Here is a 19,587-nt window from a genome sequence, read left to right as displayed (position 1 = left end):
AGGCGAAGATGTCCACCGGCACCACCATCGGCGTTGTGATCGCCGTGCTGGTCGTCGTCGCAGTCGGTGTGGTGCTGTGGAGGAAGGCGTCCCAGCGCAAGCACCTGCGGCGGCAGTTCGGTCCCGAGTACGACCGGGTCGTGGAGCGCAGCGGCAACCGGATGGAGGCCGAGCGCGAGCTGGCCGAGCGCGAGCGCGCCCACCGGTCCCTTGAGCTGAAGCCGCTCACGGAGGGCACGCGGGAGAGCTACTCCCGCCACTGGGTCCAGGTGCAGGAGCAGTTCGTGGACGCGCCGAGCGACGCGGTCGCCAGCGCCCACCGGCTCGTCACCGACCTGATGTCCGAGCGCGGCTACCCCACGGACGGCGACCACGAGGCGAACGCCTCGGTGCTGTCGGTCGAGCACTCCCGGACCATCGACAGCTACCGCCAGGCCCACGCCATCACCCGCCGCCAGGAGCAGGGCGAGGCGTCCACGGAAGACCTGCGCAACGCGATGGTGCACTACCGAACCCTGTTCAACGACCTGCTCGGCGACCGAGGCGAGCGCAAGGAGGGAGCACGATGATCAATCGACCGGACGAGCGCCAGGACCACCGGCTCACCACCGACGACTTCGCCCGCCCCCAGGGCCGTTCCGACGTCCGCGAGGACCTCGTGGACGAGCGCGGCAAGCACCACGACCCGGTGCTGGAGCACGGCCACGACTCCCCGGAGCGCGAGGACGACCTGGCCTACGCGGAGGAGGCGGCCTACAACGAGGAGCGCGACCGCGAGGACGGCGTGGTGCCCGCGCAGAGCACCCGCGAGCCGGTGGCCTCCGACGGGCTGAAGACCGATCACGACCTGGGGTCCGACGGCACGACCGGCACGCGCGCCACCGGCGTCACCACCACCCCGGTGACCGACGCCCCCGGCGCCGAGGCCATGGCCACCACCGAGATCCCGGTGCAGGCCGAGGTCGAGCCCGCGCACCACAGCGGTTTCGACGCCGACTCCCCGCTGTTCGGCCAGGACGAGGCGGGCGGCTTCCGCGAGGAGTGGCGCTCGCTGCAGGGCGACTTCGTGGACAACCCCCGCGAGGCCGTGCACCGGGCCGACGAGCTGGTCGCCCAGGTGATCCAGAGCCTGGCCACCACGTTCTCCGAGCACAAGCGGACCCTGGAGGGCCGCTGGCAGGAGGGCAGCGAGGCCGAGACCGAGGAGCTGCGGCTCGCGCTCAAGAGCTACCGCTCGTTCTTCGACAAGCTGCTCTCGGTCTGAGGCGCAGCCCGTGAGGCGAAGCCTCACAGCACGCCGGACCAGCACAACCCGAGCACCGGGCAGCACACCGCAGAGCTTTTCCCGAGGCCCGGTGCGGCAGGCGTCAGAACGCAGAAGGAACATCGGAACGACGAGCACCCCGCTGTGCGTCCGGCGACCCGGGCGCACAGCGGGTGTCAGCGTTTTCCGGGCCCGTCGCGCGCTTCGCGCTTTCCCGGTCCGACGCGCCCGACCGCGCCCCGGACCGGTGGGCGGGATCAGCCGGGCAGTTCCCGGATCTCCATCTCCAGCACGTCGATCTCGTCGCTGATGGCCTCGTCGAGCATCCGGTCCAGAAGGCGCGCGCAATCCGCGTCGTCCGCGCCGAATCCGGGAACCTGCTCCCACCACACGGCGGGGTTGTTCCAGAACGAGCCCGATCCCTGGTCGACCCCGGCCAGCGAGCGCAACCGGTCGTCGTCCTCGGGCAGCGCCCGGACGTAGTCCACGAACCTGGCCAGCTCGGCCGGGTGCGCGGCGGGCACCGCCCCGAAACCGCGCAGGCAGTCGTCCAGCTCCCTGAGGAACTCCTCCTTGAATGTCACGATCCACCCCCGCTTCCCCCGCACCGCTGCGAGCGAGGAGCACTCGATCCGAGTACCAACGGTACCGCCGCGAAGGCAGGGCGAAATGCCTGCTAACGGGGGGCGTAAAGCGTCAAATCGGCAACGTTCAGGCTATTATTTCGGAACTTGAGCGCACATCCGGGTGATATCCGGCGAAATCCCGTCCACTGTGGACGGTCGAGGTCCCGGTTCCGGTTGCGCGAACTCGAAACCGGCATTCCCCGGAACCGACCCGCGCGCTACTCGGCGCGCACGCTCGCGGCGAGGCTGTAGCGGTCGCCCCGGTACAGCGAGCGCGAGCGCTCCACCGGCGTCCCGGACCGGTCGTGCGCGACCCGGTGCAGCAGCAGCATGGGCAGCGCGGGGTTGGTGCCGATGAGCAGCGCCTCGCGGGGCGCCGCCAGCACCGTCTCCACCCGCTCCTCGGCCCCGCCGAACTCGACGCCGAACCGCTCGCGCAGGCAGGCGTGCAGCGACCCGGCCGGGTCGAGCGCGTCGAGCAGGCCGGGGAAGCGGGACAGCGGCAGGTACGTCGACTCCAGGCCGACCCGCGCGCCGTCGGCGAGCATGACCCGCTCCAGGTGCAGCACCGGGTCCCCGTGCGGCACCAGCAGGTCCTCGGCGAGCACCTCGTCCGCGGGTAACCGCTCGACGGTCACCACGCCCCGGTCGGGCCGGATGCCCTGCGCCCGCATCCCGTCCGCGTAGCTCACCAGGGACAGCGGCTGCACGAGCTTGGGCGGCGCGACGTAGGTGCCGCTGCCGTGCCGCCGCAGGAGCCTGCCCTCCAGGACGAGCTCCGCGACGGCCTGGCGCAGCGTCACGCGCGAGACCGAGAACCGGCAGGCCAGCTCCCGCTCCGACGGCAGCGCCGCCCCCTCCCCCAGCGCCTCGACCAGCCACAGCAGCTCGGTCTTGACCGCGTAGTAGCGGGGAACCCGCCCGTGCTCGGGAATCCCGGCGCGGACGGGCTTGTCGGCCCGGCGGCCGGGGGAGGGGTGGGAGCTGATCACCCGGCGACCCTAGGCCCCAGCGGGTCCGGGCAGGACCCGCCAACGGGGTGGGTCGGAGGTCACGAAGCGATCTGCGGCGGCTCGGGCAACCGGTAGTCGGAGCCGCCGACGTTGACCTCCTGCGCGCGCTTCCACTCGCCGCTGTCGACCATCTTGCGCAGCGCGGCGGTGACCGCGTCCTTGGTCTCCTGCTGCCCCTTGGGGAGGCCGATCCCGTACTCCTCCTCGCTGAACGGCTCGCCGACCACCCTGAGCAGCTCCGGGTTCTGCGCGGCGTACCCGGCGAGCACGACGTCGTCGGTGGTGAGCGCGTCGACCTCGCCCGCGAGCAGCGCGGTCACGCACTCGCTGAACCTGGGCTGCTCCACCAGCTTCACGTTCTTCGCGAACGTGTCCTTCACGTACTGCGCCGAGGTGGTGCCGGTGACCGAGCACAGCCGCTGGCCCCGGCTGAGCGAGTCCGGCCCGGTGATCTCCTGGTTGTCGATCAGCACCAGCAGGTCCTGGCCCGCCGTGTAGTACGGACCCGCGAAGTCGACGACCTCGCGCCGCTTCGGGGTGATGGAGTAGCCGTTGACCACCAGGTCGACCTCGCCCGAGGTGAGCAGCCGCTCGCGGTCCTCGGGCGGGGCCTCCACCCAGGTGATGCCCGACTCGGGGACGCCCAGCTCGGTCGCGACGTAGCGGGCCACGTCGATGTCGAAGCCGCGCAGGTTCCCGTCCTGGCGACGCAGGCCGAGCCCCGGCTGGTCGTGGGCGACCCCGATGGTGATCCTCCCCTGCTCCGCGCGGCCGAGGACGGTGTCGTCGTCGGCCCCGCAGGAGGTCAGCGCGAGCACCGCCGCGGTGGCCCAGACCAGGGATGACTTGCTTAACGCTGCCACGGTGGTTCCCCTCCCCTGTCCCGTGCTTTCGGGGGAACCTAGGTGCCGGTGGGCGCGGCGTCTGCGCTTCACGGCGGAATCAGGCCGAAAGACCCCAGGAGATCGTCCCGAACGGACCTGAACACCGCAGCGCGCTGGTGCGATCGGCCGTGCGGTGCTCCGGGGTCCGGGCGGGCGCGGGTGGCGGGAACGCCTGTGGTGGCGGGGTTCGCGCGCGGCGGGCGGTCGCCCCCGGCGGGGTGCGGGGTCGACCCGCGGGACTGTGAACGCGGGCCGTCAGCGCGCCCCTCCGGGCAGGCGCAGCCGCCGGGGACCGGAGTCGCGCGGCGACGGCCTCGGCCCGAGGGTGACGCGGGCGCTGGCCACGAACGCGCCCTCCGCCGACGCCAGCACCGGTTCCAGCGCCAGCTCCCGCACCTCCGGCAGGTCCTCGGCGAGCGCGGCCAGCCGCAGCACCAGCTCCTGCAGCGCGGCCAGGTCCGCGACCTGACCGCCCCGGAACCCGGCGAGCAGCGGCGCGGCCTTGGGGGCGCGCACGAGCGCGGCGGCGTCGGCGTCGGTCAGCGGCACCGCCCGGTACGCCCGGTCGCCCAGCAGGTCGCTCACCAACCCGGACAGCCCGAACGACACCAGCGACCCGAACGACGGGTCGTCCTGGAGGCCCAGCACGCAGGACAGGCCCTTGGGGACCATGCGCTGCACGTACACCTCGGTCAGCCCGGAGATGTCCGCGAGGCCCCGGTACGCCTCGCGCACGGACTCCTCGGCGGTCAGGTCGAGGCGCACCCCGACGAGGTCGGTGCGGTGCCGCAGGCGCTCGGCCGTGGACTTGAGCGCCACCGGGTAGCCCAGCTCCGCCGACGCGGCCACCGCGTCGTCCGCCGAGGACACCACCCGGAACGGCACGACGTCGATGCCGTAGCAGGCGAGCAGCCGCATCGCGGTGTCGTCGTCCAGCTTGACCGGCTCGGCGTGCGGCACGGACTCGACGAGCGCCCGCGCGGCCTCGGGGTCGACGCCCTCGGGCCGGGTGAAGAAGCCTGCGGGGCGGGAGCGCCAGCGCGCGTAGCGGGTGACCCGCGCGAGCGCGAGCACGGCCCGCTCCGGGCTCGGGTACGACGGCACCGAGCCGCGCCCCGGCGCGCCGTCCGGCCCGGTCACCGCCAGCTCCGCCGGGACGCCCTCCACGGCGAGGAACGTGGACACGATCGGCTTGGCCTTCTCCGCGTCCCGCGCGGCGGCGTCCTGCACGGCGGCGCGCAGCGCGCGGGCGTACTCGGTGCCGGGGATGGCGAGCGGCGGGGCGAAGACCACGACGAGCGCGTCGGTGTCCGGGTCGGCCAGCGCGGTGCGGACCGCGTCCGCGAACTCCTCGGGCCCGGCCTGCGCGCCCACGTCCACCGGGTCGCCGACCAGGTCGAGGCCTTGCCCGAGGACGGTGTCGGCGGCGAGCACGCCGATGGCGGTGGAGTTGCCGACCACCGCGACCCTCGGGCCGGACGGCAGCGGCTGGTGGGCGAGCAGCAGCGCGGTGTCGAACAGCTGCGCCAGCGACTCGACCCGGATCACGCCCGCCTGCTCGAACAGGGCCTGCACGCTCTGCTCGTCCACGTGGACCGAGGTCGCGGCGAGCGCGGGCGTCACCGCGTGCCTGCCGGACTTCACCGCCACGATCGGCTTGCTGCGGCCCAGGCGCCGGGCGAGGCGGGCGAACTTGCGCGGGTTGCCGAACGACTCCAGGTACAGCAGCACCACGTCGGTGGCCGGGTCGGTCTCCCAGTACTGGAGCAGGTCGTTGCCGGACACGTCGGCCCGGTTGCCCGCGCTGACGAACGTGGACAGGCCGAGGCCCCGCTCGGCGGCGGTGGCCAGGATGGCGCTGCCGAGCGCGCCGGACTGGCAGAAGAACCCGGTGCGCCCGCGCGCGGGCAGGGTCGGCGCGAGGGTCGCGTTGAGCCGCACGTCCGGGTCGGTGTTGACCACGCCCAGCGCGTTCGGGCCGACCACGCGCATCCCGTGCGCGCGGGCCTCGGTGACCAGCCTGCGCTCGGCGGTGCGCCCGTCCGGGCCGGTCTCGCCGAAGCCGGAGGTGACCACGACCAGCGCCTTGACGCCCTTGGCCAGGCAGGCGTCCATGACCTCGTCGACGCCCGCGGCGGGCACCGCGACGACGGCCAGGTCGACGTCGTCGGGGATGTCCAGCACGGAGGGGTGGGCGCGCACGCCCCGCACCGCGCGGTGCTCGGCGTTGACCGGGTAGACGGGGCCGTGGAAGTCGCCGACGAGCAGGTTCGCCAGCACCGCGTGGCCGATCTTGGTGCGGTCGGTGGAGGCGCCGATGACGGCGATCGAGCGCGGGTGCAGCAGGTTGTGCACGCTGCGCGCCTCCGCGGCCTGCTCTCGGGCCTGGGCGACCTCGACGGACTGCTCGGTCGGGTCCACGTCGAACTCCAGGTGCAGCACGCCCTCGTCGAAGGCGCGGCTGACCGAGTAGCCCGCGTCGCGGAAGACCCGGACCATCTGGCCGTTCTCGGCGAGCACCTCGGCGGTGAACCGGGTCAGGCCGCGCTCGCGGGCGGCGGCGGCCAGGTGCTCCAGCAGGATCGAGCCGAGGCCGCGGCCCTGGTGCTCGTCCTGCACGACGAACGCGACCTCGGCGGAGGGGCCGTCGTGCAGCCGGTCGTAGCGGCCCACCGCGACGATGTCGTCGCCGAGCATGGCGACGAACGCGACCCGGTCGACGTGGTCGACGGTGGTGAACCGGACGACGTCGCGCCGGGGCATCCTCGGGTAGGGGCCGAAGTAGCGGAAGTAGCGGGTGCGCTCGGAGAGCCGGGAGTGGAACTCCAGCAGGCGCTGGCCGTCGTCGGGGGTGATGGGGCGCAGGTGGGCGGTGCCGCCGTCGGCGAGCACGACGTCGGCCTCCCAGCTGCGCGGGTAGTCGAACGGGTCCACTAGTCCCTCGCGTCCTCGGGGTCCAGGCCGTGCAGGGGGAAGACGGCGCGGCGGGTGGCCCGGACGGCCTCGTCCACCGGGTCGCCGCCGGAGCCGTCCCACGGCGCGAACGAGGTGTCGGCGCCCTCGGTCATGGCGGTGGGCAGCGGCCAGTTCGGCGCGGTCTTGCTGACGTGCGAGATCCAGGAGGCGGGCAGCGGGACGCGCGGGTCGACGTCGCGGTCCAGGACCGTGGCGAGCAGGTGCGTCCAGGAGCGGGGCACGACGCGCACCAGCTCGTACCCGCCGCCGCCGAGCGCCAGCCACTTGCCGTTCGCGGTGGTGTCGGCGAGGTGGCGCAGGGCGCGGTAGATCGCGCGGTGGCCGTCGACGGTCAGGGACAGGTCGGCGAGCGGGTCCTCGCGGTGGCTGTCCACTCCGCACTGGGTGACCAGGACCTGCGGGCGGAACGCGGTGAGCAGCGACGGCACGACGGCGTGGAAGGCGCGCAGCCAGCCCCGGTCGGGGGTGCCGGGCGGGAGGGCGACGTTGACCGCCGTGCCCTCGGCGTTCGGCCCGCCCAGCTCGGTGGGGCGGCCGGTGCCGGGCCACAGGCTCAGCGGGCTCTGGTGCAGGGAGACGGTGAGCACGCGCGGGTCGTCGTAGAACGCGGCCTGCACGCCGTCGCCGTGGTGCACGTCGGTGTCGACGTAGGCGACGCGGTCGAAGCCGTTGTCCAGCAGCCAGGAGATGGCGACGGCGCAGTCGTTGTAGACGCAGAACCCGGCGGCGCGGTCGCGCATGGCGTGGTGCAGGCCGCCCGCGATGCTGACGGCCCGGTCGGCGGCGCCGGAGGCGATCTGCCGCGCGGCGGCCAGCGAGCCGCCGACGACCAGGGAGGACGCCTCGTGCATCCGGTCGAAGACCGGGTTGTCGGTGGTGCCGAGGCCGTGGCCGAGGTCCCAGGCGGTGCTCGGGGCGGCGCGCACGGCGGCCAGGTAGGCGGGGTCGTGGACGCGTTCGAGCTCGGGGTCGGCGGCGTGGGCCGGGGCGACCGGGTCGACGCCGTCGAGGACGCCGAGCGCCGTGGCGAGCTTGATGGTGAGGTCAAGGCGCAGCGGGTTGAGCGGGTGGTCGCCGCCGAGGTCGTAGGCGAGCACCGACTCGTCCCAGACCACGGCGGGTGGCCGCGCGACGCCCTGTTCCGCTCCCATGTCCGAAATTTAGCCTACTGACCGGTAATCGCACGATGGCCGCGGCGGGTCGGGTTGGTCCGTTGGTGGCGGTTTCCCCGGTGGCGGTCCGGCGGTGGCGGGGGTCGGCGGCGGCGGGACCTACAGTCGGGTCGACGCGCCGGGGGCGAGCGCCGCCGGGTGGGTGGGAACCCCGCGCGGGGGAACGGGGTCGAACCAGTCATGCGTTTGCGACGTGCCTCAGTGCTGACCGCCTGCCTCGCCGCCGTGCTAGGGGTGGCGGGGTGCAGCAGTTCCGTGAGCGGGAGCGCGAGCAGCGCGTCGGGCGACTCGCCCAGCGCCTCCTCCAGCGCCCCCTCCTCCGCCGCGGCCCCGACCGGGAGCGGTTCGGCGGAGCCGGGCGGGTCCGGCAGCCAGGAGCCGGGGGCGGGCGAGCCGCGCGCGACCGAGCCGGGTTCCGGGCAGGGCGGCGGCGAGGTGAAGCTGGGGAAGCGGAAGAAGTCCGAGTACGACCCCTGCGGGCTGCTGAGCTCGCAGGAGGTGGCGGTGGTGTTCGGGGCGGGCGAGATGCTGGAAACCAGCGGCTGCCTGCACTCGTCCTTCGAACCGATGAAGGTGGCGATCATCCAGGCCTCGTACTTCATCCCGGACGCGAGCGCCGAGATCGGGAAGATCGAGGTGGGCGGGAACAGCGCGTACCGGATGAAGAGCGAGGAGGGGTGCGCGGTGCTGGTGGCGCTGTCGGAGGAGTCGCAGGAGGCGACGGGGGCGCTGCGCGTCGACGTGACGACGGACGGCTCGGCCGAGCCGTGCCAGCTGGCGGTGGACCTGGCGACCAAGGCCTTCGACCGCATCCCGAACGCCTGACGGCTGGTGGCTGGTGCCTGACGGCTGACGGCTAGCGGGTGGCGGCTGGTGGCTGGCGCCTGGTGTCTGACGGCTGACGCCCGGTGCCTGACGGCTGGTGGCTAGCGGCTGGTGCCTGACGGCTGGCGGCTAGCGGGTGGCACCCGGTGCCTGACGGCTAGCGGCTAGTGGCTGGCGGCCGGTGCCTGGTGCCTGACGCCTGCCGGGCAGGGCAGGGCTGGGCAGGGCGGCGTGCTCGGGGCGCGCGGCCGGGACCCGGTCAAGTCCCGGCCGCGCCCCGACGGGGCGGGCTCCCGGTGTCAGCCCGGCTGGTCGCCGGTGGCGACCGGGCGGTCCTGGGCGGACCAGTTCGACCACGAGCCGGGGTACAGCAGCGCCGGGGTGTCCCTGGTGGTCAGGCCGGCCGCCTCCAGGGCCAGGACCACCGAGGACGCCGTGACGCCCGAGCCGCAGTACGCGCCCACCGGGCGGTCCCCGGTCACGCCCAGCTCCCGGAAGCGGGCCGCCAGGGCCTGCGCGGGCAGCCAGCGGCCGTCCGCGCCCGCGTGCCCCGCGGAGGGCGCGCTCACCGCGCCGGGGATGTGCCCGGCCTTCGGGTCGACCGGCTCGACCTCGCCCCGGTACCTGGCCCCGGCGCGCGCGTCCAGCAGGACGCCCTCGCGGGCCAGCTCGGCGGCGCCGTCCGCGTCCACGACCGGCATCCGGCCCGGCCGCACGACGACGTCGCCCTCCTCGGGCTCCGGCTCCTCGTCGGTGACCGGCCTGCCCTCGGCCGACCACGCCGCGTAACCGCCGTCCAGGACCGCCACCTGGTCGTGGCCCGCCCAGCGCAGCAGCCACCACGCGCGGGCCGCCACCGAGCCGTCCCCGTCGTCGTAGGCCACCACCGGGACGCCCTCGCGGACGCCCGCCGCGCGCAGCGCGCGCTCCAGCACGGCCACCTCGGGCAGCGGGTGCCTGCCCTCCGGGCCGGGCGGGGCGGCGAGCGCCGCGTCCAGGTCGGTGTGGACGGCTCCGGGGACGTGCCCGACCTCGTAGTCTTGTCGTGCGGGCGGGCCGCCGAGCCGCCAGCGGACGTCGAGCACGACCGGGGGGCGCTCGCCCGCCAGCGCGACAGCCAGTGCTTCAGTGCTGATCAAGGGGTGCACGGTGCCATCCTGCACCGACGCGCACCTGATCGCCGTGAGCGCGAGAGGTCGCCCCGACCGGTGCGACTAGCATGAAGGCATAAGAAGGGGAGCGGGTGTGAACGACCTCATCGACACCACGGAGATGTACCTCCGCACGATCTACGAGCTCGAAGAAGAGGGCGTGGTGCCGCTGCGCGCCCGCATCGCCGAGCGGCTGGGCCAGAGCGGCCCGACCGTGAGCCAGACCGTCGGCCGCATGGAGCGGGACGGGCTGGTGGTCGTCGCCGACGACCGGCACCTGGAGCTGACCGAGCAGGGCCGCAGCCTCGCGGTGTCGGTGATGCGCAAGCACCGGCTGGCGGAACGGCTCCTGGTCGACATCATCGGCCTGGAGTGGGAGCACGTGCACAGCGAGGCGTGTCGCTGGGAGCACGTGATGAGCGAGGCCGTCGAGCGCAAGCTGGTGAAGCTGCTCGGCAACCCGACCACCTCGCCCTACGGCAACCCCATCCCCGGCCTGGACAAGCTCGGCGACGGCGAGCCCGCTCCGCCCGTGGAGGCGGACCTGCTGCGCATCGACGAGGTCGCCAGGCGCGGTGGGGGCCGGGTGGAGGTCAAGCGGATCGCCGAGCACGTTCAGCTCGACCCCGATCTGATGGCGGATCTGAAAGCTGCAGGTGTGATGCCCGGAAGTGTTGTGAAGGTCGAGTCGCTGGACGACAGCAAGGTCGTGCGGGTCGGCGGGAGTGGGACGACGGCCGAGCTGAGCCAGTCCATCGCCCACGCCGTGCTGGTGCAGGCCAGGTGAGCGCCGTGCGGCAGCGGCCAGCCGACAAGGCGGCCGTCGAGTTCGAGAAGCTGCACGGTCGTGCGCCCGCGGGCGTCTGGTCGGCTCCCGGCCGGGTGAACCTGATCGGTGAGCACACCGACTACAACGACGGCTTCGTGCTGCCGTTCGCCCTGCCCCACCGGCTGGCCGCCGCGGCGTCGCCGCGCGAGGACGGCGTGCTGAGCGTCGTCACGGTCGGCGACGACGGTGAGGCCCGCCACGCCGAGGACGTGCTGGTCGCGGACCTGGAGCCGGGTGGGGTGCCCGGTTGGGCCGCCTACCCGGCGGGTGTGGCGTGGGCGCTGCGCTCCGAGGGCCTCAAGGGCGGGGCGGACGTCGTCATCGCGGGCGACGTGCCGTCCGGCGCGGGCCTGTCCTCGTCGCACGCGCTGGAGTGCGCGGTGGCGCTGGCGCTGCTGGAGCTGGGCGGCAAGCCAGCCGACTCCGGGCCGGGCACGCCCTCGCTGGCCCAGGTCGCGCGGCTGGTGCAGCGCTCGGAGAACGACTTCGTGGGCGCGCCGACCGGGCTGCTCGACCAGACCGCGTCGCTGTGCTGCACCGACGCGCACGTGCTGTTCCTGGACGTGCGCTCGGGCGAGGCCGAGCAGGTCCCGTTCGACGCGTCGGCGCGCGGGCTGGAGGTGCTGGTGATCGACACCCGCGCCAGCCACTCGCACAGCGACGGCGGCTACGGCGCGCGCCGGGCGGGCTGCGAGGAGGCGGCGGCGCTGCTGGGCGTCGACGCGCTGCGCGACGTCGCGGCCGAGGGCCTTGACGAGGCGCTGGCGAAGCTCCCGGAGAACCTGCGCCCGCTGGTGCGGCACGTGGTGACCGAGAACGAGCGGGTGCTGCGCGCGGTGGAGGTGCTGCGCTCGGGCGAACTGGCCGAGCTGGGCCCGCTGCTGACCGCGTCGCACGCCAGCCTGCGCGACGACTACCGGGTGTCCTGCCCGGAGCTGGACGTCGCGGTGGACTCCGCGCTGGCCTCGGGCGCCCTGGGCTCCCGCATGACCGGCGGCGGCTTCGGCGGCTCGGCGATCGCGCTGGTGCCCGTCGAGCTGCACGACAAGGTGGTGGCCGACGTCGAGGCCGCGTTCGCCGCGAAGGGCTGGCCCGCGCCGCGCACCTTCACGGCCGTCCCGTCCCCCGGCGCGGGCCGCGACATCTAGCGGGCCGCGACATCCAGCGGAGCACGAGTCCAGCGGATCGCGCCAGCTGACGGATCGCGCGATCCAGCGGACCACCGAGCGGGCTTGCTCGCTGACCACCCGGTCGGCGAGCAGGCCCAACGGCGGCCAGCCCGACCTCTGCCAGGCTGACGACGACCGGCCCGAGGGCAGCCGAGCCGGTGGCAACCGGGCCGATAGCAGCCGAGCCGCTGGTGAACCGGGCCAGCGGCAGAACGGGCCAGCGGCAGAGCAGCCTGGCAGCAGAGCGGTCCGGTCGCGCCCCGGCAGAGCGGTGTCCTGCGGGCAGGCAGGCGCCCTGCGGGCAGGCAGGCGCCCTGCGGCCCCAGCAGGTGGCCGAGGCCAGCGGCGGCAAGATCCAGCAGATCCCACTGCGGCCGGATCCAGCAGCGGCCGGACTGGGCCGCAGGGCCGGCCCACGCGACACCCGCTGGGCAGGCCGACCGAGCGGCGGGCACTGTCCTGAGCGGACCCGCGCGACAACCACGCGGGGCAGCCCCACGAGACCACTCCCCCGCTGTGGCGCGCGAACGCGGGCAGCCCTCCCTTCGGCTCGACGGGCGGAGAGCACTACCGAGCAGGGCGCTACCGCTCGGAGCAGCGGCAAGCAGACCCGAGCCGCCCGACAAGCAAGATCAACTCATTCGGCACACGGCAGACGGTCAACGGCGGATGGCAGGCAGCAGGCGGTCAGCGGCTGGCGGTCAGCGGCTGGCGGCTGGCGGTCAGCGGCTGGCGGTCAGCGGCTGGCGGCTGGCGGCTGGCGGCTGGCGGCTGGCGGCTGGCGGCTGGCGGCTGGCGGCAAGAGCTACCTCAGGCAGCCCCCGCAGGCCCCCGCTGGGGCCCCGCGCAGGCCACGCGGACCGGCTTCCGCAGGCCAGCTTCCGCGGACCGGCTCGGGCAGACCGGCTTCCGCAGACAGGCTCGGGCAGACCGGCTTCCGCGGACCGGCTCGGGCGGCCCTCGGCAGGCCGCAGAGCGATCCCCTCGGGTCTGGAGCGCGGTCGCTGCGGCTGCGGCGGGGTTCGCTGGATCCTCCTTCCAGGCATGTCCGCTGTTCAGCGCGGTTCGTGGGCGTTCGGTGCGGTCGCTGGAGCGGTGGTTTCGGCGATCCGGCAAGCTTGGGGTGCGCAGCTCCGCCCTCGTGGCGGACGCGGGCGGCCCGCCCGTTCGGGCGGGGACAACTGAACATCCACCGGGGGTGGCGCGCGCGTCGCCCTCCGGTGCGGAGCGGGAGCACCGGCTCGGGTCGGTGCGGAGCGGTCGGCGTGAGGCTGGGCCGTCCGCTCCCCGCCCCTGCCAAGTACCGAACTGCACGACCTGGACCGAACGTCCCGGCTCGACCGGAGCGCGTGGCACGACCGCGTGGCCGGACCTGGTGGGACAGCCGGTGGAGAACAAGCGGAAAGCGGGGAACACAGGGTGAAGCTGCTCGTCACGGGCGGTGCGGGGTACGTCGGCAGCGTGACCGCCGCACGGCTGGTCGAGTCCGGGCACGAGGTCGTCGTGCTCGACGACCTGTCCACCGGGCACGCGGACGCCGTGCCGGAGGGCGCCGAGTTCGTCCAGGCCGACATCGACGACGCCATCGGCGACGTGCTCGCGGGTGGCTTCGACGGCATCGTGCACTGCGCGGCCAAGTCGCTGGTCGGCGAGTCGATGGTGGACCCGGCCAAGTACTGGCAGGGCAACGTGGTCACCTCCCTGAAGCTGCTCGACGCGATGCGCGCCCACGGCACGCCCCGGCTGGTGTTCTCGTCCACCGCCGCGACCTACGGCGAGCCCGAGCAGGTCCCGATCCTGGAGACCGCGCCGACCCGGCCGACCAACACCTACGGCGCGTCGAAGCTCGCGATCGACCACGCCATCACCTCCTACGCCGCCGCGCACGGCCTGGCCGCCGTGAGCCTGCGGTACTTCAACGTCGCGGGCGCGTACGGCCGCTTCGGCGAGCGGCACGCCGTCGAGACCCACCTGATCCCGCTCGTGCTCCAGGTCGCCCTGGGCAAGCGCGAGAGCATCAAGGTCTTCGGCGACGACTGGCCCACCGACGACGGCACGTGCGTGCGCGACTACATCCACGTGCTCGACCTGGCCGACGCGCACATGAAGGCCCTGGAGCACGCCACGGCAGGCGAGCACCGCATCTACAACCTGGGCAACGGGCTCGGCTTCTCCGTCAACCAGGTCATCGAGGCCTGCCGCGAGGTCACCGGCCACGCGATCCCCGCCGTGGTCGACGGCCGCCGCGCGGGCGACCCGGCCGTGCTGATCGCCTCCAGCGAGCGCGCCCGCACCGAGATGGGCTGGAAGCCCGAGCGCGCCGACCTGTCCGGCATCGTCCGCGACGCCTGGGAGTTCACCCGGGCCCGCGAGGAGGCCTGAGCCGCATGACGACAACGGGATCAGCGGCGGACTTCTCCGACCTGGCGCGCTTCGCCGCGCTGCCCAGGCTCGGCTCGCTGGCGGTGTCGCCGGACGGCTCCCGCCTGGTGACGGTCGTGTCCGAGCTCTCGGACGACGGCAAGACCTGGCAGGGCTCCCTGTGGGAGGTCGACCCGACCGGTGGGCGGCCCGCGCGCAGGCTCACCCGCTCGGCCAAGGGCGACTCGTCGCCGGTGTTCACCCCGGACGGTTCGCTGCTGTTCCTGTCGGCGCGACCGGACCAGGAGCGCAAGCCCGGCGAGGCCAAGGACAAGGCGGCGCTGTGGCTGCTGCCGACCACCGGTGAGGCCCGCGAGCTGCACCGGCCCGCGGGCGGTGTCGACCGGGTGCTGGTGGCGGGCGGCTCGGGCACGGTGCTGCTCGGCTCGCCGGTGCACCGGGGCGCGGGGTTCGGCGAGGCGGACGCGGACGTGCGCAAGGCGCGCGAGGACGCCGGGGTCACGGCGATCCTGCACGAGAGCTACCCGATCCGGTACTGGGACCACGACCTCGGCCCGTTCCACAGCAGGCTGCTGGCCACGACCGCACCGGTCGACGGCGACTCGGCCCGGCTGGTCGCCGGGGACCTGGTCGACCTGACGCCGGTCACCGAGCGGGCCCGGTTCGCCTCGGTCGCGATCAGCGACGACGGGCGGTGGGTCGCGCACACCGAGAGCGTCGAGGTGGACGCCGCCTACGGCAACCACGTCCGGCTCCGGCTCACCAGCGCCGACGGGACCCAGGACCGGGTGCTGGCGCAGGACGCGGGCCACTCGTACGACGAGCCCGCGTTCCTGCCGGACGCGTCGGCCGTGATCGCCCTGCGCAGCCTGGACTCGACGGCGGACGAGCCGTGGGAGAACACCCTGGTGCGGATCGACGTGGCCACCGGCGAGGTCACCGACCTGCTGCCCGGCTTCGACCTCTCGCCCGAGCACCCGCTGGTGAGCCCGGACGGCGCGGTGGTGTTCTTCACCACCTTCGCGGTCGGCCACCAGGTGCTGTGGCGGGTCGAGCTGGCCACCGGCGACGTGGTGCGGATGACCACGACCGGCGCCTACCAGGACGTGCGGGTCAGCCGGGACGGCAAGGCCCTGTACGCGCTGCGCAACGCCGTGGACTCGCCCGCCCGCCCGGTCCGGCTGGACCCGGCCGGGGTCGAGCAGGAGCCGGTGTACCTCCAGGCCCCCGGCGGCCTGGACTCGCTGCCCGGCACGCTGACCGAGATCGAGGTGCAGGTCGAGGACGGCCGCACCGTGCGGTCGTACCTGGTGCTGCCGGAGGGCTGCTCCCCGGAGCGGCCCGCGCCGCTGCTGCTGTGGGTGCACGGCGGCCCGGTGATGAGCTGGAACGGCTGGAGCTGGCGCTGGAACCCGTGGCTGATGGCGGCCAAGGGCTACGCGGTGCTGCTGCCGGACCCGGCGCTGTCGCTGGGCTACGGGCAGGACTTCGTCCGCGCGGGCTGGGGCAGCTGGGGCGGCAAGCCGTACACCGACCTGATGGCGATCACCGACGCCGCCGAGGCCAGGGCGGACATCGACGAGACCCGGACCGCCGCCATGGGCGGGTCGTTCGGCGGGTACATGGCGAACTGGATCGCCACCCGCACCGACCGGTTCAAGGCGATCGTGACGCACGCGTCGCTGTGGAACCTGGACGCGTTCACGGGCACGACGGACGACTCGTACTACTGGATGCGCGAGATGGGCGACCCGCTGCAGCGCCCGGAGCGGATCACCGAGAACTCGCCGCACCTGTACGTGGCCGACGTGCGCACGCCGGTGCTGGTCATCCACGGCGACAAGGACTACCGGGTCCCGATCGGCGAGGGGCAGCGGCTGTACTTCGACCTCGTGCGGCACGGGGTGGACGCCAAGTACCTGTACTTCCCGACCGAGAACCACTGGATCCTGACGCCCGGCAACGCGGGCGTCTGGTACGAGACGGTCTTCGCGTTCCTCGCGCAGCACGTCCTCGGGGAGCCCTGGCGCAGGCCGGAACTGCTCTGACGGTCCGGTGCGCGCCGGTGACGAGCCCGCGCGCACCGAGCCCGCGCGCGCACCACCGAGGCCCTCTCGGCGTCCGGACCGACCGGTCCGGACGCCGAGGGGGCCTCGCGCTCTCCGGGCGGGCCACGAGCACGCCCGGCGCACGCGCGCCAGGAGCAGGGACAGGGAGCGGTTCGGGTCAGGACGGGTAAGCACGGGCGGCCTCCTCGGCGAGCGAGCGCAGGTAGTCCGGTGGCATCGCGCCCTGCAGCGCGCCCCGGAGCAGGGTGGTCATGCGGTGGCCGGGGCACGCGGCCTCGGCCCGTTCCAGGGCCAGCACGGCCAGCGCGCCCTCGCCCCTGAGGTAGGTCGCGAAGGCCAGCAGCGCGGCGGCCTCGGCCCGCTCCGGCGCGGGGGCGGCCCTGGTCAGCTCGGTCCACAGGCGTTCGGCCGCCATGGCGTGCGCGCCCAGCGCCAGGGTCAGCGCCAGGTCCCGCACGCGCGGGCTGGCCAGCGCGAACGCCAGTTCCGCCACCTCGTCGTCGGGCAGCGGCGTGGTCCGGCTCGGGGTGCGCTCCACCGCGACGAGCAGCGCCCTGCGGTGCCTGGTCACCAGCTCGTCCGGGTCTGCGCCCTCCAGCGCGGCCGTGAGGCGGTCCAGCAGGGCCGCGCGCCGGGCCAGCGCCTCCGGCGGGTCCGGGGACAGCAGCTCGGCCATCTCCGCCCTGCTGCCGTACGTCACGTGCCCCGCGGCGGCCGACAGCGCGGCCAGGTAGGTGGCGCGCGCGTCCGGCGCGGTGCCGGTCCGGCCCACGTCGGCGTAGTCGAACCAGGGCTCGCCGCCCGCGGTGCCCGGCGCCCACACCGCGCGCGCCAGCGGCACGCCGAGCGCGCCGAGTCCCCTGAGCAGGCTCCGCACCACGTCCGGCCGGGGCAGCACCTCCGGCGGGTCCGCGCCGCCCCCGCCGACCACGAGCACGGCCACCGAGCAGCCGGGGTTCCGGCGCACCACGGGCACCAGCTTGTCGGCCGCGTCGCGCACCTGGGCCGCGTCGGGCAGGTCGGCGCGCAGGACCACCACGACGGAGTCCCCGCGCAGCACGAGGACCACCACCGAGTCGGCGGGGTGGAAGCCCAGCAGGTGCGGGACGGCGGCCACCAGGTCGCCGGGGCCGTGGATCCTCGCCGAGGGCAGGACGGGAGTTGTCATGCCCCCACTGTGGCCGGCGCGGGACGAGCGGTCAGCGGAGAAAATCCGCGGCTGTGGACAACTGGAGGGCTGTGGACAACGCGGAACGGCGGTGGCGCGGGACGGGTACCCTGCCCGCCCCGCGCCACCGCCGCCGAAGAACCCCGGAGCGGATCAGCCAGCCGCCCGGCGCAGCGCCGCCTTCCCGCCGACCACCGGCAGCTCCACCGACGTCCCGGTCAGGTCGACCGACAGGCCCGCGCCCGGAGCGGGCCGGAGCGTGTAGTCGTGGTCGCTGGACAGCAGCACCAGTTCGAGCCGGTGCCCCGCAGCCACCACGTAGTCGTTGGCCTGGAGCTCCACCTCGACCCGGTACCGCTTCCCCGGCTCGACGGGCCTGGTCACCGACAGGTCGAGCCGGTTCTGCGGGTCGGCCCACCCGCGCGTGATCACCCGGCTGGTCCCGTCCGGCGACCGGTCCACCAGCACCGCCGTCACGTTCGCGGCGGGCCGGTCGAACGACACCGCCAGGTCCGCCCTCGGCGTGCCGGACAGCCGCACCGGCTCGGTCAGCGCGCGGGTCCCGTACGCCAGCCGGTTGCCCGACGCGGGCAGGTCCACCAGCTGCTCAACGGACTTCCCCGCGTCGTCGCGCAGCTCCTCCACCAGCGGCCGGCCGGGCATCGCGTCGGTGCGCAGCACCCCCTTGGTCCCGCCGCCGACCCACGGGTTCAGCCGCGCGGGCGCGGTCCCCGGCGCGGGCCACTCGGCCTCGTCGACCCAGCTGCGGTCCTCGCGCTGCACCGTCGACCTCGGCTCGCGCTCCACCCCGTTGTCGACGTCGTAGAGGTAGTGGCTGAACCACCGGTTGAGCGTGCGCCGCCACTGCGCGGACCGCAGCGTGTCCGGGTCGGTGTGCCCGGACTGGTGCAGCCAGATCTTGTGCTCGACCCCGTTGAGCTTGAGCGCCTCGTACCACCGCGCGACCTGCCCGACCTTGACGTTCCAGTCGTTGAGCCCGTGCACCGCGAGCACCGAGGCCCGCACCAGCGGCGCGTCCTTAACGTAGTCCCGCTCCTGCCAGAACGGGGTGAAGTCGCCCGTCACCCGGTCCTGCTCGCGGGTCAGCTCGGCGAGCACCGGCGCGCACGCCGACCGGTCGGCGCGGGTGTGCACGTACTCGGCGAGCACGTCGGCGTCCTCGCCCTGGTACCCGCCGGGCGCGACGACCGCCCCGCCCGCGCGGTAGTAGTCGTACCAGCTGGAGATCGCCGCGATCGGCACGATCGTCTCCAGCCCGCGCACCCCGGTGGCCGCGACCGCGTTCGGCAGCGTCCCGTTGTAGGAGGTGCCCATCATCGCGGTCTTACCGGTGCTCCAGGCCGCCGAGACGGCGGCGCCCGAGGCGTCGCGCGCGGAGGTGCGGCCGTTGAGCCAGTCCACGACCGACCTCATGCCGGTGGTCTCGTTGCGACCGCCGGAGGTCGGGCAGCCGGTGGACTTGCCGGTGCCCAGCGACTCGGCGTAGACCACGGCGAACCCGCGCGAGACGAAGTACGACTCGTACCGGGTCGAGGTGATCGGCGCGGCGTTCGGCCCGACCGCCGCCGCGATCCGCTCGTCGGTGCGGGCCCGCAGCGGCGCACCGGACCCGCGCTCGCCCGGCACGTGCAGCTCGACGTCCACGTCGTGGTTGTCGACGTCGTTGCCGCCGGAGTAGTAGGGGCTGGGCAGGAACACCACGGGCACCTTGAGCCCGCGCTCGGTGGCCCGCTGCCGCACCACCTCGGTGTAGACCTCGTCGTCGAGCCCGTCGCGGTCGCTGTCGACGGGCGCCCGCACCCACAGGCTCTCGCGCACCACGTCCGAGGCGCTGAACACCGGCTGGGCCTCGCCGTCCACGAAGACCGGCCCCTCCTCGGCCGCAGCGGCAGGAACGACCCCCAGCGGCAGCGCCAGCACAGCGGCCAGACCGGCGGCTCTCCACGAACCTCGCACCGCACACCCCCATCCACGTCGCAGGACTCAGGTAGGCCGACCCTCCCGGTACCGCGCGCGGGGTGTCAAGGGAACCCGAAGT

Annotated in this window: 15 protein-coding genes; 7 read left to right on the top strand and 8 right to left on the bottom strand. The window is 74.3% G+C overall.

Going from position 1 to position 19,587, the window contains the following annotated elements:
- The first annotated feature begins 8 nt into the window (after window positions 1–8).
- Window positions 9–569: a hypothetical protein gene (locus tag CNX65_RS07310; protein ID WP_096492082.1), complete on the top strand. Its 561-nt coding sequence runs from the start codon at window positions 9–11 to the stop codon at window positions 567–569.
- Window positions 566–1,264, top strand: coding sequence for a hypothetical protein (locus CNX65_RS07305; RefSeq protein WP_096492081.1), 699 nt, complete (start codon window positions 566–568; stop codon window positions 1,262–1,264). Before CNX65_RS07310 ends, CNX65_RS07305 begins: the two co-directional genes overlap by 4 nt.
- A 257-nt stretch (window positions 1,265–1,521) precedes the next feature.
- On the opposite strand, the gene CNX65_RS07300 is transcribed toward CNX65_RS07305, so the two are convergent.
- The 5 genes from CNX65_RS07300 to CNX65_RS07280 form a co-directional block, all read right to left on the bottom strand.
- On the bottom strand, window positions 1,522–1,848 hold the full coding sequence (locus CNX65_RS07300) for a hypothetical protein (RefSeq protein ID WP_118948221.1): 327 nt from the start codon (window positions 1,846–1,848) through the stop codon (window positions 1,522–1,524).
- 260 nt (window positions 1,849–2,108) lie between these two features.
- A complete protein-coding gene (locus tag CNX65_RS07295) occupies window positions 2,109–2,882 on the bottom strand; it encodes a GntR family transcriptional regulator (protein ID WP_096492080.1) in 774 nt (257 codons plus the stop codon).
- Window positions 2,883–2,941: 59 nt separating this feature from the next.
- Window positions 2,942–3,766, bottom strand: a complete 825-nt coding sequence (locus CNX65_RS07290) for a glutamate ABC transporter substrate-binding protein (protein WP_096492079.1) — start codon at window positions 3,764–3,766, stop codon at window positions 2,942–2,944.
- Between the two features lie 276 nt (window positions 3,767–4,042).
- Window positions 4,043–6,721 carry a bifunctional acetate--CoA ligase family protein/GNAT family N-acetyltransferase gene (locus CNX65_RS07285; RefSeq protein WP_096492078.1) on the bottom strand — a complete coding sequence of 893 codons (2,679 nt, stop codon included), beginning with the start codon at window positions 6,719–6,721 and terminating at the stop codon, window positions 4,043–4,045.
- Window positions 6,721–7,914 carry an acetoin utilization protein AcuC gene (locus tag CNX65_RS07280; RefSeq protein WP_096492077.1) on the bottom strand — a complete coding sequence of 398 codons (1,194 nt, stop codon included), beginning with the start codon at window positions 7,912–7,914 and terminating at the stop codon, window positions 6,721–6,723. The genes CNX65_RS07285 and CNX65_RS07280 overlap by 1 nt, the downstream gene beginning before the upstream one ends.
- Window positions 7,915–8,190: 276 nt before the next feature.
- Here CNX65_RS07280 and CNX65_RS07275 point away from each other — a divergent pair, with 276 nt between their 5' ends.
- Window positions 8,191–8,760, top strand: a complete 570-nt coding sequence (locus CNX65_RS07275) for a DUF3558 domain-containing protein (protein WP_096492076.1) — start codon at window positions 8,191–8,193, stop codon at window positions 8,758–8,760.
- 299 nt (window positions 8,761–9,059) lie between these two features.
- Here the strand turns inward: CNX65_RS07275 and CNX65_RS07270 are convergent, their stop codons facing one another.
- A complete protein-coding gene (locus CNX65_RS07270; RefSeq protein ID WP_096497660.1) occupies window positions 9,060–9,908 on the bottom strand; it encodes a sulfurtransferase in 849 nt (282 codons plus the stop codon).
- Window positions 9,909–10,005: 97 nt separating this feature from the next.
- Here CNX65_RS07270 and CNX65_RS07265 point away from each other — a divergent pair, with 97 nt between their 5' ends.
- The 4 genes from CNX65_RS07265 (at window position 10,006) to CNX65_RS07245 (ending at window position 16,339) form a co-directional block, all read left to right on the top strand.
- The gene (locus CNX65_RS07265) at window positions 10,006–10,698 is read left to right on the top strand and encodes a metal-dependent transcriptional regulator (protein WP_096492075.1); all 693 of its coding nucleotides are present in this window, start codon (window positions 10,006–10,008) and stop codon (window positions 10,696–10,698) included.
- A gap of 5 nt (window positions 10,699–10,703) precedes the next feature.
- The gene (gene galK, locus CNX65_RS07260) at window positions 10,704–11,888 is read left to right on the top strand and encodes a galactokinase (RefSeq protein ID WP_096497659.1); all 1,185 of its coding nucleotides are present in this window, start codon (window positions 10,704–10,706) and stop codon (window positions 11,886–11,888) included.
- A 1,440-nt stretch (window positions 11,889–13,328) separates the two neighbouring features.
- The gene (gene galE, locus CNX65_RS07250; protein WP_096492074.1) at window positions 13,329–14,291 is read left to right on the top strand and encodes a UDP-glucose 4-epimerase GalE; all 963 of its coding nucleotides are present in this window, start codon (window positions 13,329–13,331) and stop codon (window positions 14,289–14,291) included.
- Between the two features lie 5 nt (window positions 14,292–14,296).
- Window positions 14,297–16,339: a S9 family peptidase gene (locus CNX65_RS07245; protein ID WP_096492073.1), complete on the top strand. Its 2,043-nt coding sequence runs from the start codon at window positions 14,297–14,299 to the stop codon at window positions 16,337–16,339.
- A 178-nt stretch (window positions 16,340–16,517) separates the two neighbouring features.
- Here CNX65_RS07245 and CNX65_RS07240 read toward each other — a convergent pair whose 3' ends face one another.
- Together CNX65_RS07240 and CNX65_RS07235 are read right to left on the bottom strand one after the other, a co-directional pair.
- Complete coding sequence (locus CNX65_RS07240; RefSeq protein WP_096492072.1) at window positions 16,518–17,528, bottom strand: DUF4192 domain-containing protein; 1,011 nt, start codon at window positions 17,526–17,528, stop codon at window positions 16,518–16,520.
- Between the two features lie 153 nt (window positions 17,529–17,681).
- Window positions 17,682–19,505, bottom strand: coding sequence for a Xaa-Pro dipeptidyl-peptidase (locus tag CNX65_RS07235; RefSeq protein ID WP_096492071.1), 1,824 nt, complete (start codon window positions 19,503–19,505; stop codon window positions 17,682–17,684).
- Between the last annotated feature and the right edge of the window lie 82 nt (window positions 19,506–19,587).

This window comes from Actinosynnema pretiosum (assembly GCF_002354875.1).
GTDB lineage: Bacteria > Actinomycetota > Actinomycetes > Mycobacteriales > Pseudonocardiaceae > Actinosynnema > Actinosynnema auranticum.
This window is presented reverse-complemented; position numbering and strand designations above follow the sequence as displayed.